We start from the raw sequence: 14,280 nt of genomic DNA on the forward strand, positions 1-14,280 counted from the left end.
CCGGTACCTGAGATTTTGGAGGTGTCTCGCTTGTCTGCCAACAATCACGTCGGCGGCTATCCCAATAGCAACGCTGCCATCGACGAAGCGGATAAGGTCCAGCACAACGGTTCTGGCCCGGCCAAGCCGGAGCTGGTCGCACTCGAGACAGGCCGCTCCTTCGATCAGGCCCGCGCCGAGGCGGCCATCCGGGAGTTGCTGATCGCGGTCGGCGAGGACCCGGATCGTCCGGGTCTGATCGATACGCCCTCGCGGGTGGCCCGCTCCTATCGGGAGATGTTCGCCGGGCTCTACATGGAGCCGGATTCGGTGCTGAACACCACCTTCGACGAGGGCCACCAGGAGCTCGTGCTGGTGCGTGATATCCCGCTGTACTCGACCTGCGAACACCACCTGGTGTCCTTCCACGGCGTCGCGCACGTCGGCTATATCCCCGGCACGCATGGCCGGGTGACCGGACTGTCCAAGCTGGCCAGGTTGGTCGATCTCTATGCCAAGCGTCCGCAGGTGCAGGAGCGGCTGACCAGCCAGATCGTCGACGCAGTCATGCGCAAGCTGGATCCGCGCGGCGCGATCGTCGTGATCGAGGCCGAGCACCTGTGCATGGCCATGCGTGGTATCCGCAAGCCCGGCGCGAGCACCACCACCTCCGCGGTGCGCGGCCTGCTGCAGACCAGCGCCGCCTCGCGGGCCGAGGCCCTCGATCTGATCCTGCGCAAGTGAGGCAGGGCGCGGTGGAGCTGCACGGACTCGCGCGCGGCGGTCGCTCCTGTGTGGTGATGGGCGTGGTGAATGTCACCAGTGACTCATTCTCCGACGGCGGCCGCTACCTCGATCCGAGCCTGGCCATCGCGCACGGCATCGAGCTTTACCAGGCAGGTGCCGACATCATCGATATCGGTGGCGAGTCGACCCGGCCCGGTGCGGTGCGGATCGATCCCGACACCGAGGCCGCGCGGGTGGTTCCGGTGATTCGCGGATTGGTCGCCGCGGGCGTGCCGACCAGCGTGGACACTATGCGGGCCAGTGTCGCGGCGGCGGCGATCGCCGCCGGTGTCGCGGTGGTCAACGATGTCTCCGGCGGCCGCGCCGATCCCGATATGGTGAAAGTCGTTGCGGCGGCGCAGGTCCCGTGGATCCTCATGCACTGGCGGGCGGGTGCGGACTATCGGCACACCGGTCCGGCCGACCACTACGACGATGTGGTCGCCGAGGTGCTCGCCGAGTTGACCGCGCAGGTGGAGCTGGCCGTCGCGGCCGGAGTCGACCGGTCCCGGCTGGTACTCGATCCCGGCCTCGGTTTCGCCAAGAACGCCGAACACAATTGGGCGCTGCTCGGTGCGCTGCCCGAACTGGTCGGCCATGGGCTGCCGATATTGATCGGCGCCTCCCGCAAACGTTTCCTCGGCGCCCTGCTCGCCGATGCCGCTGGCCCGCGCCCGCCGGATGGCCGGGAGACCGCCACCGCGACGGTGTCGGCGCTGGCCGCGCTGCACGGGGCCTGGGGTGTCCGCGTCCACGATGTGCGCGCCTCCCTGGACGCCATCGCCGTTACCGACGCCTGGCAGCGCGCCGCCCGGCACAGCACGCGAGGAGCCGCGATATGAAGGTGGGTCGGGAGACGGCTGGGCGTGCCCAGCTCGACCGGATCGAGCTGCGCGGGCTGCGCGCCTACGGCTATCACGGCTGCTTCGACCACGAACGCCGCGACGGCCAAGAGTTCGTGGTGGATCTGACGGTATGGGCCGATTTCGCGGCCGCCGCGGCCACCGACGAACTGGTCGACACCATCGACTACGGCGGCCTCGCCGAGCGCGCCGTCCGGATCATCCAGGGCCCGCCGCGCAATCTCATCGAAAAAGTGGTCTCCGAGATCGCCGATGATGCGATGACCGATCCGCGCATCCAGGCCGTCGAGGTGGTGGTGCACAAGCCGTCCGCGCCGATTCCGCACACCTTCGCCGATGTCCGCGTCGTGACCTCGCGGCAGCGGGGAGCGCTGGCATGAGCAGCGCCGTACTGTCGATCGGCTCGAATCTGGGCGACCGGCTCGCGCATTTGCGCGGCGTTGTCGATGGACTCGGGCGGCGCGTGGTCGCGGTATCGCCGGTGTACTCGACCGCGCCGTGGGGCGGTGTCGAACAAGACGACTACCTCAATGCCATTGTGCTGGTGCAAGCTCCGGAATTGGGTGCGCGTGACTGGCTGCGCATCGGCCAACAGCTGGAACAGGCCGCGGGACGGGTGCGCGAGGTGCGCTGGGGTGCGCGAACCCTCGATGTCGATGTGGTCTGGTGCGCCGAGGGCGGACAGGTCTGCCGCAGCGACGATCCGGAACTGACCCTGCCGCACCCGCAGGCACATAACCGGGCCTTCGTACTGATTCCGTGGTTGGACGTGCAGCCGGACGCGGTACTCGAGGTCGATGGGTCCGCGCGGCCGGTGCGTGAACTGCTCGCCGAACTCGACGCGGCCGAACGCGCGGGTGTCCGATCGACCGAATTCGTGCTGCCGGGCGCGGTCGCGGCGGGGGGATCGGCGTCGTGAAGCTGAAGCCGACCCGGATCCTGGACCTCGTCGCGAATGTCGTTATCGCTGCCCTCATCGCCTGGTTGCTCACCCGCATGGCCTACGGCAGCTTCCCGCCGATCTCGATCTATGCGGGTGCCTCGCTGTATCCGGTGGCCGCGATCGAGGTGGCGCTCGGCTTCGTGATCCGGTCGCGGGTCAATGAACATCAGATCGGCGATGGTACCCATCAGCTGCATCCGATCACCGCGGCCCGTGCGGTCGCGCTCGCCAAGGCCTCCGCACAGGTCGGTTCGCTCGCCGCCGGTGTCTGGCTGGGCTTCCTGTTCTGGGTTTTTCCGCAGCGCGGCACCTTGAATGCGGCGGGCGCGGACAGTCCGGGCGCCATTGTCGGGATGCTGGCGGGGGTGGCATTGGTTGCTGCGGCGCTCTGGTTGGAGTATTGCTGCCGCGCTCCCGAGGACCATTCCGACGATCCGGCAACTACGTAGAAAACATTCTTGCTGTTATTCCCCTGTGAGAATCTGGGCGCGGCTGGCTGATCAAGCTACCCTGGCGTGCATGGTTTCGCCCTCCCGTACCAGCACCTCTCGTCGACGGCGGGACGACGCGGGAAAACTGTTCATTGGCGCTTTGATTCTGCTCGGTCTGGTTGCCAGCGTTTTCCTGGTTTTCAGCGATCGTCTGCAGTTCGTCCGGATCGGCTTGGTCGCGGCGCTGTGGGCTGCCGCCATCGGCGCTTTGGCCGCGACACGGTACCGCAAGGAAGCCACGATCGATAAGGCCAAGGTTCGTGACCTGCAAACGGTGTACGAGCTCCAGTTGGAGCGCGAGGTCACCGCGCGCCGGGAATACGAACTCGGCGTCGAGGCGCGGGTGCGCGAGGAGGTCGGCGCCGACGCGGCCGAAATGGCCGCCTTGCGCGCCGAACTCACCGTGCTCCGGCAGAGCCTGCAGCGGCTCTTCGACGGCGATCTGCCGATGGATCGCCCCGCGCTGCGGGCCGATTCGACCCGGATCCAGGAGCTGCCGAGCGCATTTGGGAATATGTCCGACAATAGCTCGACGAATGCCGACGGCTGGCCTGATGCGGCGTCCCAGCAATCCCGCAGCAGTTTCACCCCGGTCTTCGTATCCGATCATCCGCAGGCCCCGTTGTTCGCCAGCCCCTTCGACGATCCGGTGACCGCGGAGACCGCCGTCGTAGCGGTCGACAATGGCGACGACTCGGAATTCACCGATGCCGATATCGACGATGGGTACCACACCGGCCCGATCGGCTGGGCGGACGCGTTCACCGAGGATCCGGAAAAGACCGGCGTCGCGCCGCGGCTGGATCCGCTGGAGCCGACCGTGCCGCCGCGCCTGGCGGCGCCGGAGTCGTCCACTCTGACGCCACATCCGGAGTCGCCCCCACACCCGACGACATCCGTCCCGCCCGTCGGCACCGCCACCTCCCGCAGACGTCGGCGAGTCGATCCGGACGCCGATTCCGGCAATTCCTCACGCCGACTTTCGGTCGCCGAGATCATGGCCAACCTGGCGTCCGAGGAAAACGGCCGGGGCGGTCACTGACCTGCGCTGAGACAGTGACGCACCGGCCCTCCCACCCCCCACGGAGCGAGTCTTACGAGCGACGTTCGCGGCCCGCGAGACAATAGGGGCCGCGAACACGCCGTGCGGCAGGCGCGGCAAATACAACACTGCGTTGTAGATCACGCGGGTGCCCCGTGGCATCGGCGCAGCATCGGCCGATATCCTCGGGACGTAACGTCTGGTACCCGCTTGCCCGGGACTGGAACGACATCGAGAGGACAATGTTGACCTCGAGAAGCGTCAACCCTGACAACGCTGCTTCGGGTGACCCCGCGCCCGCACGGCTGACGGTGGGAATCGTCTCGGCGGGACGCGTCGGCTCTGCCCTGGGCGCGGCATTGGAGCGAGCCGGACACGTGGTGTTCGGTGTCGCTGCCATATCCGATGCCTCCGTGCACCGGGCGCGCACTCGACTACCGGATTCGGAGATCCTGCCCGTCGAGCAGGTGGCCGCCCGCAGCGAACTGCTGCTGCTCGCGGTGCCCGATGCCGAATTGCCCGGTCTGGTGCGCGGTCTGGCCTCCGCCGGTGTGGTCCGGCCGGGCACGATCGTCGCGCACACCTCCGGGGCCAATGGCGTCGGCCTGCTGGCTCCGCTGACCGAGCGCGGCGCACTGCCACTGGCCATCCATCCGGCGATGACCTTTACCGGACATGATGAGGATGTCGCCCGGCTCGGCAATGCCTGCTTCGGCATTACCGCCGCCGACGAGATCGGTTTCGCCATCGCGCAATCACTGGTGATCGAGATGGGCGGCGAGCCGGTCCGGGTGCAGGAGGAGAATCGCCAGCTCTATCACGCCGCACTCGCACACGGCAGTAATCACCTGGTCACGGTGATCCTGGACGCGGTGGACGCATTGCGCGCCGCGCTGGCGGGTCCCGGTCTGCTCGGCCAGCAGATCGTCGACGATCAGCCCAACGGCCTGGCCGAGCGATTGCTCGCCCCCTTGGCCTCGGCCGCGCTCGATAACGCGCTGCGCCGCGGGCAGAGCGCGCTGACCGGTCCGGTGGCGCGTGGCGATGCGGACGCCGTCGCGGCACATCTGGCGGCATTGGCGGCCGTCGATACCCGGCTGGCCGCGGGCTACCGTGCCATGTCGCTGCGCACGGCCGAGCGCGCGAAGACCAATCCGGCTCTGATCGAGCTGCTGGAAGGAGGCCGATAGTGGATCCGAAATTGCGCGACGCCTACCGGCGCGGTGAGCTGACCGTGCACCACGATCCCGAGGTGATCGCCGCCGTCTCGAAGGCCTTGCGCGGCGTCGGACGCACGGTCGGACTGGTGCCGACGATGGGCGCGCTGCACGAGGGTCACCTCGAGATCGTGCGCCGGGCCAAGCGGACCAATCAGGTGGTCATTGTCTCGATCTTCGTCAACCCCTTGCAGTTCGGCGCGAACGAGGATCTGGACAAGTACCCGCGCACCCTCGACGCCGATGTGGAACTGCTGCGCGCGGAGGGGGTAGAGCTGGTATTCGCGCCGAGCGCCTCCGATATGTATCCCGACGGCCCGCGCACCACCGTGCACCCCGGCCCGATCGGCGCCGAGCTCGAAGGCGCGAGCCGCCCAACCCATTTCGCGGGCATGCTGACCGTGGTCGCCAAGCTGCTGAATATCGCGCGCCCGACCGAGGCGTTCTTCGGTGAGAAGGACTATCAGCAACTCACACTGATCCGGCAGATGGTGCGGGATCTGAATATGGATGTGCGGATCGTCGCGCTGCCGACGGTGCGCGAACCCGACGGACTCGCGCTGTCCTCCCGGAATCGGTATCTGGATGCGGCGCAACGCGAATCGGCCCTTGCGCTGTCGGCCGCGCTGGCCGCGGGGCGGCATGCGGGGGCACTCGGCGCGGATGCCGTGCTCACGGCCGCGCGTGCGGTGCTCGACGCCACCCCCGGTGTCGATGTCGACTACCTCGAACTGCGCTCGTCCACACTCGGTCCGGCCCCGGCGAACGGCAATGCGCGGCTGCTCGTCGCCGCCAAGGTCGGCGCCACCCGCCTGATCGACAACATCGCCGTCGCACTCGGCGCGCCCGTCGACGGCGGCCACCCGACACTTCCCGATTCGCGCACCACCGCGACCGATTCCCAGCCTGCCAAGGCCAACATTTAGGAAAGGCGACAGCGATGTTGCGCACCATGATGAAGTCGAAGATCCACCGCGCCACGGTGACCCACGCCGATCTGCACTATGTCGGTTCGGTGACCGTCGACCAGGATCTGCTCGACGCCGCCGATCTGCTCGAGGGCGAGCAGGTCTGCATCGTCGATATCGACAATGGCGCCCGCCTGGAGACCTATGTGATCGCCGGTGAGCGCGGTTCGGGTGTCATCGGGATCAATGGCGCCGCGGCACATCTGGTACATCCGGGCGATCTGGTCATCCTGATCGCCTACGGCATGATGGATGAGCGGGAGCTGAAGCAGTACGCGCCGAAGGTCGTCTTCGTCGACGAGCGCAATCGGCCGACCGATCTCGGCGTCGATCCGGCGCACGCGCCGGATGGTTCCGGTCTGGTCAGCCCGCGCTCGCTGACCGCTGTGCCCGATGCGGCGTTCCCGGGGCCCTCCGTGGTCACGCAGGCTGGCGCCTCCGTGACCGTCGCTCACGCCTGAGCCGATGCTACTGACCATTGATGTCCGAAATACGAGCATCGAGCTCGGATTGTTCTCGGGCAGTGGTAATCACGCGAAGCTGGTGCGGCACTGGCGTATGCATACCAATCCGCTGCTGACCGCCGATGAATTCGCCATGCAGGTGCGCGGGTTGGTCGGTGAGCAGGTGGAAGAGATCATCGGAGTTTCCGCGCTGTCCACGGTACCGCCGGTACTGCGCGAGATCCGATCGATGCTCACTCGCTATTGGGATCATGTGCCGCATGTGGTGGTGGAACCCGGTGTGCGAACCGGTATTCCGCTGCTGGTCGACAATCCCAAGGAAATCGGTGCCGACCGCATCGTGAACACCCTTGCCGCACATCATCGATTCGGCACGGCCGCGATTGTCGTGGATTTCGGGACCGCAACCACGGTTGATCTGGTGTCGGCGAAGGGCGAGTTTCTCGGTGGAGTACTCGCACCGGGCGTGGAGATCTCGAGTGAGGCGCTGATCGAGCGCGCCGCATTGCGCCGGGTCGAGTTGGCCCGGCCGCGCTCGGTGGTCGGCAAGAACACCGTCGAGGCCATCCAATCCGGGGCGATTTTCGGTTTCGCGGGTTTGGTGGACGGCCTGATCGATCGGATTCGCGATGAATTCGACGCGTTCGCCGGTGACGATGTCGCGGTGGTCGCGACCGGTACCACCGCACCGTTGATCGTGCCGGAATCGGAGACCATCGACCACCATGAGCCGCATCTCACGTTGACCGGATTGCGCCTGGTCTACGAGCGCAATCAGCGCCGTAAGGGTGGTTGATATGCCCACCCGGGGTGCGCGCGCATGACCGGCCGCTTTGCCGCCGGTTTTCGCGCTGCTACACTCGCTCCCGTGTATTCCCGCGTGCGCACCCAGGAGTGTTGTCGAGGCTGACCTGCCTCGACCGATCGAGGCTGACCAAGTCCCTCGACCGTTGACATACTCCTGGAGATTCGCTCATGCGTTCTTCTGTTCTTTCCATCAATTCCGCACGTAGCGCCCTCACGGCTACCCCTCCGCTCGATCGCGCTGTCTCCTCCGCATTACCCACTCGCCTGCGTCCCGCCGATCTGCTCCGGCTGACCGACGAGGGCGCCGAAGATGTACTCGCGGGGCGCTACGACCATCTGTTGCCGGCCAATGGAATTTGGCCCGTCGAGGAACGCTGGGCCACCCGGCTGCTTTCCGATGACGAGGTCGATGTCTGGCTGATCAGCTGGACGCCGGGCAAGTCCACCGAATTGCACGACCACGCCGGATCACTCGGCGCGCTGACCGTGCTCAGTGGCGCGCTCTCGGAATTCCGCTGGAACGGAACGGAACTGCGCCGCCGCACCCTGACCGCGGGCGACCAGGCATCTTTCCCGATCGGCTGGGTGCACGATGTAATGCGCGCACCGGCCGCCACCGGCGACTCCTTGCAGGTCGCTCGAAACGGTGCGGCCGAATCGACCGGGCCACTCGATCCCACCCTCAGCGTGCACGCCTATTCGCCGCCGCTGACCGCCATGTCCTATTACGAGGTGACCGGTCACGGCACCTTGCGTCGCACCCGAACCGTCCTCACCGACCAGCCCGAAGGTGATATGTAATGACCCGTTTGACCATCGATCAGATGCTCGAGAACGCACGGGCCCGCCTGAACCGCGTCTATGCCTTCGAAACGACCGAGGCGGTCGACCGGGGCGCGATTCTGGTGGATATCCGGCCGCAGGCGCAGCGAGCCCGTGAGGGCGCGCTGCCGGGTGCGCTGGTGATCGAACGGAATGTCCTGGAATGGCGCCTGGACCCGTCGAGTTCGGCCCGGTTGGCGCTGGCCACCGATCACGATGTGGAATGGATCATCGTCTGCTCGGAGGGCTATACCTCCAGTCTCGCCGCCGCGGCGCTACAGGAACTCGGGCTGCATCGGGCCACCGATGTGATCGGCGGCTATCAGGCTTTGAAGGCGGCCAGCCTGCTCGCGGTCGGCGTTCGGGCGCCGCACTTCGCCCGTGAGGTCGAGGCGCTGGCAACGCTCTAATTAGGGCCGAAACCACTTCCATCTCGAAACATAGCGGCGCGCAATAGCTTTCGATCCGGCACCGGTGCGCGCCCGGTATTCGGCGTGCCGGACAACGCCCGAAAACGGTCCGTTGTGGCCCGCTCGCGGCACTGTCGATTCGTGCCCGGCGGGTCATCCCCGGGCGGCCCGCAAATCGATTTCCGGTGCCCGCTAGGGTTGTTGAACGTGAGCACCCCGAACACGCCTTCATCCGGTCGCTCCGCGGGTTCGGTTCCTGCGGGGCAAACCAACCGTCCCGCGCCCACCGCGGACGACGTTCCGGAGCAGATGCGGATTCGGCGCGAGAAGCGCGAGCGGCTGATCGCCGATGGCAGTGAGGCCTATCCGGTGGTGGTGCCGCGCACACATACCCTCGGTGAAATTCGGGCCGCCTATCCGGCGCTCGAGCCGGATACCCAGACCGGTTTGCAGGTCGGTGTCGTCGGCCGCGTCATATTCATGCGTAATACCGGCAAGCTATGTTTCGCGACGCTGCAGGAGGGGGACGGCACCAAACTGCAGGCGATGATCAGCCTCAACGGCGTGGGCGCCGATGCGCTCGCGGCCTGGAAGGCCGATGTCGACCTCGGTGACTTCGTATTCGTGCACGGTGAGGTGATCTCCTCGCGGACCGGGGAATTGAGCGTTATGGCCGATTCCTGGTCGATGTCGGCCAAGTCGCTGCGGCCGCTGCCGGTGGCGCACAAGGAGATGAACGAGGAGTCGCGGGTACGGCAGCGCTATGTCGATCTGATCGTGCGTCCAGAGGCCAGGGAAATGGCCAGGACCAGGGTTGCGGTGGTGCGCGCGATGCGCAATGCGCTCGAGCGGCGCGGCTTCCTCGAGGTGGAGACGCCGATGCTGCAGACGCTGCACGGCGGTGCGGCGGCGCGGCCGTTCGTCACCCGTTCCAACGCCCTCGATATGGACCTCTACCTGCGAATTGCGCCGGAACTGTTCCTCAAGAGGTGTGTGGTCGGCGGCCTGGAACAGGTCTTCGAGATCAACAGGAACTTCCGCAACGAGGGCGCGGACTCCACACATTCCCCGGAGTTCGCAATGCTCGAAACGTATCAGGCATACGGCACCTACGATGACTCCGCGCGGATGATTCGGGAATTGGTGCAGGAAGTTGCCGAAGAGGTCTTCGGTACCCAGGTGGTAACACTTGCAGATGGCACTGAATACGATCTTCGTGGCGAGTGGGCAACGGTGGAGATGTACCCCTCGCTGTCCGATGCACTTGGCGTATCAGTGACACCGGAAACGTCGATCGAGGAATTGCTCGAGCTCGCCGATCGGGTCGGTCTGGAAATTCCCGAGGACAAGGGCTATGGCCACGGCAAACTGGTCGAAGAACTGTGGGAGCACCAGTACGGTGACAAGCTCTACGCACCGACTTTCGTACGTGACTTCCCGGTGGAGACATCGCCGCTGACCAGACAGCATCGCAGCAAGCCCGGAGTTACCGAGAAGTGGGATCTCTATGTGCGCGGCTTCGAGTTGGCAACTGGCTATTCGGAGTTGGTCGATCCGGTGATCCAGCGTGAGCGGTTCGTGGATCAGGCGCGGCTGGCCGCACAGGGTGATGACGAAGCGATGGTGCTCGATGAGGACTTCCTTGCCGCGATGGAGCACGGCATGCCTCCGACAACGGGTACGGGTATGGGAATCGATCGCTTGTTGATGGCACTGACGGGATTCGGAATCCGGGAAACGATACTGTTCCCAATTGTGCGTCCAGTCACTCGCTGACGATCGGATTGCATAGCTCGGCCCTCGTCTTGGAATTTTCGGAATTCGGGGTATTCTTGCCTCGGGTAATCGGCCTAGTATGCGGGTCGCACGATTTCGAGAGGACGTTCATCTCATGGCAAAGAAGGTCACCGTTAGCCTGATCGACGATGTCGATGGTGAGTCCATCGCGGACGAGACCATTGAGTTCGCGATCGACGGTGTGTCGTACGAGATCGACCTGTCGTCGGCAAATGCGGCAAAGCTGCGCGACGGGCTGGAAGAGTGGGTTTCGAGTGCTCGGCGCGTCAGTGGCCGGCGCCGGGTCAAGGCTGCGGTTGCTGCTCCCGGTGCTGCGAAGAGCCGGGTCTCGATCGATCGTGAACAAAGCGCTGCAATTCGCGAGTGGGCGCGCCGGAATGGACACAAGGTGTCCGCGCGGGGTCGTATCTCGGCTGACATCACCGATGCGTACAACAAGGCCGCGAAGGGCTGAGTTCTTATTTTATTGGGCCGCCGCCCGGGCGAATCGTGCGACGCCGGGGCGGCGGCTCGTTTGTGATAGGCCTTCGATATGAGGATGGTCGGGAGTCGATTCGATCTTGCTCGCGGTACCAGGACGCGGCACCATGGAACTGTGCAAAGGACGTCACTGGCGGTATGGAGAGATGAGGTATCGGCGCAGTGACTGGTTTCATCGGATCGTTGTTGCGATTCACTGATGACTCGGGTCGTCAGCAGGAGCTGATGCTCACCCCCGACCAGGAGCGCGTCACCATCGGACGGTCCCCGCAGGCCGATCTGGCGCTGCGCTGGGACGCCGAGGTCTCGCGCCTGCACGCCGCGATCGAATATCTCGGCGCGCACTGGACGATCGTCGATGACGGCCTGTCCCGCAACGGCACCTTCGTCAACGGTGAACGACTCGTCGGCCGCCGCCGTCTGATGGCGGGCGATCGCATCCGGGTCGGCACCTCGCTGGTTTCGTTCCACGAATTCGGGGGCGTGGTCGATGACGCGACGCGAACCTCGACGGGCACCATTCCCACGCTGCGCTCGCTGACCGATACCCAGCGGTCGGTGCTGATCGCGCTGTGCCGTCCGTATAAGAACGGGGCGGGTTTCGCGACTCCGGCCTCCAATCAGCAGATCGCGGAGGAGTTGTTCCTCAGTGTCGATGCGATCAAGACTCACCTGCGGGCGCTGTTCGCCAAGTTCGGCGTGGAAAATCTGCCGCAGAATCAGAAAAGGGTCCGACTGGCCGGTCTGGCTATGCAGAGCGGGTTGATCTCTGATAGGGATTTGTGAGTCCATTCCCTGCGGGGTGTGGACGCTGGCTTAGGTAGCCGAGCGCCTCAACCATGGATGGTCTCGACGGCAACCGGTGTACTCGAGTCATCGCCGGACCGAGTAATTCGGACCAGGTCCGGGTTACGAGGCAGGAGAAATACATGTTCGCGCTACGACTCGCCGCGCTGGTGGCGGCCACGCTCGCAACCGGCCTGATCGCTGGCGTCTTCTACGCTTATGCGACATCGGTGATGCCCGCGCTGAACCGCACCGATGACCGCGCGATGATCGACGTGATGCAGAAGATCAATGTGGTCATCATCAACCCGTGGTTCATGATCGGATTCATGGGCACCGTCGGGTTCACCGTCCTGGCGGCCGCGCTGCACCTGGGCAAGGAACACCGCACCACGCTGATCTGGCTCGGTATTGCCCTGGCGCTCAATGTAATCGCCTTTGCGGTCACCTCCGGATTGAATGTGCCGCTCAATGATCAACTGGCGGCCGCGGGCGATCCGGCTCAGATCGCCGACCTGGCCAAGGTGCGCGCCGATTTCGAATCCGCTTGGGTGCGTTGGAATATCATTCGGGCGATCCTGCACACGCTGGCTTTCCTGGTGCTGAGCGGTGCGCTGTTCGTTGCCGGTATTCAGCACGGGCGCACACAGGCCTCGGGTTCGGTTGCCACCCAGCAGGTTTCGCAGGCGCGGCCGGTGCCCGCCGCCGGAGTGCAGACCGCCGGTCAGTCGTACCACGCGCCGATCATGGTCCAGCAGTACGCATTTCGGCCGGCGACCGGCCAGTACGCGGCGCACCCCGCGGGGGCGCAGCACCTCGGCTAGGTCGGCTCGTGCTCGACCGAGCCGCTCGCCTGGCCATCTGAACACCCAAGGCGGTCCTCGCGGTCGCCGTATTTCTACCCGCTATCTACGTCGCCGCCGGTGGGTCGATCAGTGATCGACCCACCGGCGGCGGTTTTTCGTCTGGCAACTGGCGAATCCGCCAGGGCGGAGCGCGTTCTCGCGGACCGATACGCGGCGGGCTCGCCCAATTTCGTTATTCTGGTCACCGCGCCCGGCGATGCGGGCAGTGCGGCCGCCACGGCCGCGGGAAACGCGCCTGACGGCCGATCTGCGGGTTGAAACGGTGTCGCCGCCGCGGAGATTCGTACTTCACGATAGGTCCGATTCGACACGGTCGCGACGCTGCCGGACGGCTGCCTGGTGAGCTAGGCGGCACGAGCGGCCGTCACTCGGTGTCGGTCTTCATGATTCGTTCGGCGACTTGTCCGAAGTGGCTCCGTGGTGGCCATAAGTTGCGCTACGTTCTGGAACAGGTTTCAGATTGTGGAGGTCTCCATGCGGCGTGTTCCAGGGTCCGCACTTGTCGTCGCGGTACTTGCGGTGCTGTGGGTCGGTGCGGCCGGTCCGGCGCAGGCGGAGTATGCGGTCGACTACAACTTCTTTGCGGGTATCCCGAATGAGCTGGTCGATCATGGTGGGGCGCTGCCGGGGTCGAATGACTGGTCGTGCCGGCCGAGTGCCGAGCATCCGAATCCGGTGGTGCTCGCGCACGGCACCGGCGGTGGTGCGCAGACCAATTGGGGGGTCTACGCGCCGCTGCTCGCCAACGAAGGTTACTGCGTCTTCTCGCTGACCTATGGCGCCTACGACCTGCCGTGGCCGATCTCGGCGGTGGGCGGGATGCTGCCGATCGAGCAGAGCGGGGTGCAGTTCGGCGCATTCGTGGATCGGGTGCTCGCGGCGACCGGGGCGGCCAAGGCGGATGTGGTCGGACATTCGCAGGGCACGGTCATGCCGAACTACTACGCGAAGCGCCTCGGCGGTGCGGACAAGATCGACAAGTACGTATCGATCGCACCGGCCTGGCGCGGCACCAACGCGGGCGGCGGCGCGGATATCGTGGCCTTCGCCGACCGGCTCGGCGCCGGACCCGTCTTCCGCACCGCGGTGGGCTCGCTGTGCCAGGCCTGTACCGAGCTGCTGCGCGGCTCCGCATTCCTGACCGACCTCAATAGCGACGGCGTATATGTCACCGGGATCACCTACACCAACATCATGACCAGCCTCGACGAGATCGTCGTGCCCTATACCTCCGGCTTCGTCACTGGGCCGAATGTCACGAACATCGTCGTACAGGACGGCTGCGCCGCCGACTTCTCCGACCATCTGGCCATCGCGGGCAGCCCCCGCGCCGCCCGCTTCGTCCTGAATGCCCTCGATCCGGCGCATGCGCGCGAGGTGGCGTGCGAATACGTGCCGCCGTTCACCGGCTGACACCACCCCTGGGAAGCGTGGACGGCGATTTCGCTGAGGGCAAAACCTGAGCGGAAACGTATCCCGCAACGAGCACGTTATGAGTGAATGACCGTGTTGTCGCCGGTCCCCAATAGGGTGGACTGGAGGCGGCGTAATCCCCTGGG

Annotated in this window: 17 protein-coding genes; all 17 read left to right on the forward strand. The window is 65.7% G+C overall.

The window, feature by feature from the left end; translation table 11 throughout:
- Positions 1-132 precede the first annotated feature (132 nt).
- The 17 genes from folE to ACQP0C_RS02960 all read left to right on the forward strand — a co-directional run bounded on the left by folE (position 133) and on the right by ACQP0C_RS02960 (position 14,134).
- A complete protein-coding gene (gene folE / locus ACQP0C_RS02880) occupies positions 133-723 on the forward strand; it encodes a GTP cyclohydrolase I FolE (RefSeq protein WP_433734407.1) in 591 nt (196 codons plus the stop codon).
- 56 nt (positions 724-779) lie between these two features.
- Positions 780-1,607: a dihydropteroate synthase gene (gene folP, locus ACQP0C_RS02885; RefSeq protein ID WP_433734408.1), complete on the forward strand. Its 828-nt coding sequence runs from the start codon at positions 780-782 to the stop codon at positions 1,605-1,607.
- Positions 1,604-2,008, forward strand: a complete 405-nt coding sequence (folB, locus tag ACQP0C_RS02890) for a dihydroneopterin aldolase (protein ID WP_433730284.1) — start codon at positions 1,604-1,606, stop codon at positions 2,006-2,008. The genes folP and folB overlap by 4 nt, the downstream gene beginning before the upstream one ends.
- Entirely contained in the window at positions 2,005-2,547 is a 543-nt protein-coding gene (gene folK, locus ACQP0C_RS02895) for a 2-amino-4-hydroxy-6-hydroxymethyldihydropteridine diphosphokinase (RefSeq protein WP_433730286.1), read from the forward strand. Before folB ends, folK begins: the two co-directional genes overlap by 4 nt.
- 2 nt (positions 2,548-2,549) lie before the next feature.
- Positions 2,550-3,020, forward strand: a complete 471-nt coding sequence (locus ACQP0C_RS02900) for a DUF3180 domain-containing protein (RefSeq protein ID WP_433734409.1) — start codon at positions 2,550-2,552, stop codon at positions 3,018-3,020.
- Between the two features lie 70 nt (positions 3,021-3,090).
- On the forward strand, positions 3,091-4,104 hold the full coding sequence (locus ACQP0C_RS02905; RefSeq protein ID WP_433730288.1) for a DUF6779 domain-containing protein: 1,014 nt from the start codon (positions 3,091-3,093) through the stop codon (positions 4,102-4,104).
- Positions 4,105-4,346: 242 nt separating this feature from the next.
- On the forward strand, positions 4,347-5,294 hold the full coding sequence (locus tag ACQP0C_RS02910; RefSeq protein ID WP_433730290.1) for a Rossmann-like and DUF2520 domain-containing protein: 948 nt from the start codon (positions 4,347-4,349) through the stop codon (positions 5,292-5,294).
- Complete coding sequence (gene panC, locus ACQP0C_RS02915; protein ID WP_433734410.1) at positions 5,291-6,247, forward strand: pantoate--beta-alanine ligase; 957 nt, start codon at positions 5,291-5,293, stop codon at positions 6,245-6,247. Before ACQP0C_RS02910 ends, panC begins: the two co-directional genes overlap by 4 nt.
- Before the next feature lie 14 nt (positions 6,248-6,261).
- Positions 6,262-6,750, forward strand: coding sequence for an aspartate 1-decarboxylase (panD, locus tag ACQP0C_RS02920; protein WP_433730292.1), 489 nt, complete (start codon positions 6,262-6,264; stop codon positions 6,748-6,750).
- 4 nt (positions 6,751-6,754) lie between these two features.
- A complete protein-coding gene (locus tag ACQP0C_RS02925) occupies positions 6,755-7,549 on the forward strand; it encodes a type III pantothenate kinase (RefSeq protein WP_433730294.1) in 795 nt (264 codons plus the stop codon).
- Between the two features lie 179 nt (positions 7,550-7,728).
- Positions 7,729-8,361 (forward strand): cysteine dioxygenase, encoded by a 633-nt coding sequence (locus tag ACQP0C_RS02930; RefSeq protein WP_433730296.1) that lies wholly within the window; start codon positions 7,729-7,731, stop codon positions 8,359-8,361.
- A gap of 8 nt (positions 8,362-8,369) precedes the next feature.
- Positions 8,370-8,792, forward strand: coding sequence for a rhodanese-like domain-containing protein (locus ACQP0C_RS02935; protein ID WP_433734411.1), 423 nt, complete (start codon positions 8,370-8,372; stop codon positions 8,790-8,792).
- A 309-nt stretch (positions 8,793-9,101) separates the two neighbouring features.
- The gene (gene lysS, locus ACQP0C_RS02940) at positions 9,102-10,568 is read left to right on the forward strand and encodes a lysine--tRNA ligase (RefSeq protein ID WP_433734412.1); all 1,467 of its coding nucleotides are present in this window, start codon (positions 9,102-9,104) and stop codon (positions 10,566-10,568) included.
- Between the two features lie 115 nt (positions 10,569-10,683).
- A complete protein-coding gene (locus ACQP0C_RS02945) occupies positions 10,684-11,043 on the forward strand; it encodes a histone-like nucleoid-structuring protein Lsr2 (protein ID WP_040686163.1) in 360 nt (119 codons plus the stop codon).
- 251 nt (positions 11,044-11,294) lie between these two features.
- Positions 11,295-11,855, forward strand: coding sequence for an FHA domain-containing protein (locus ACQP0C_RS02950; protein WP_433734413.1), 561 nt, complete (start codon positions 11,295-11,297; stop codon positions 11,853-11,855).
- A gap of 143 nt (positions 11,856-11,998) precedes the next feature.
- A complete protein-coding gene (locus ACQP0C_RS02955; protein ID WP_433730298.1) occupies positions 11,999-12,679 on the forward strand; it encodes a DUF1772 domain-containing protein in 681 nt (226 codons plus the stop codon).
- Between the two features lie 516 nt (positions 12,680-13,195).
- Positions 13,196-14,134, forward strand: a complete 939-nt coding sequence (locus ACQP0C_RS02960) for an esterase/lipase family protein (RefSeq protein ID WP_433730300.1) — start codon at positions 13,196-13,198, stop codon at positions 14,132-14,134.
- The last annotated feature ends 146 nt before the right edge of the window (positions 14,135-14,280 follow it).

The sequence above is a fragment of the Nocardia sp. CA-129566 genome (assembly GCF_050956075.1).
Taxonomy (GTDB): Bacteria; Actinomycetota; Actinomycetes; order Mycobacteriales; family Mycobacteriaceae; genus Nocardia.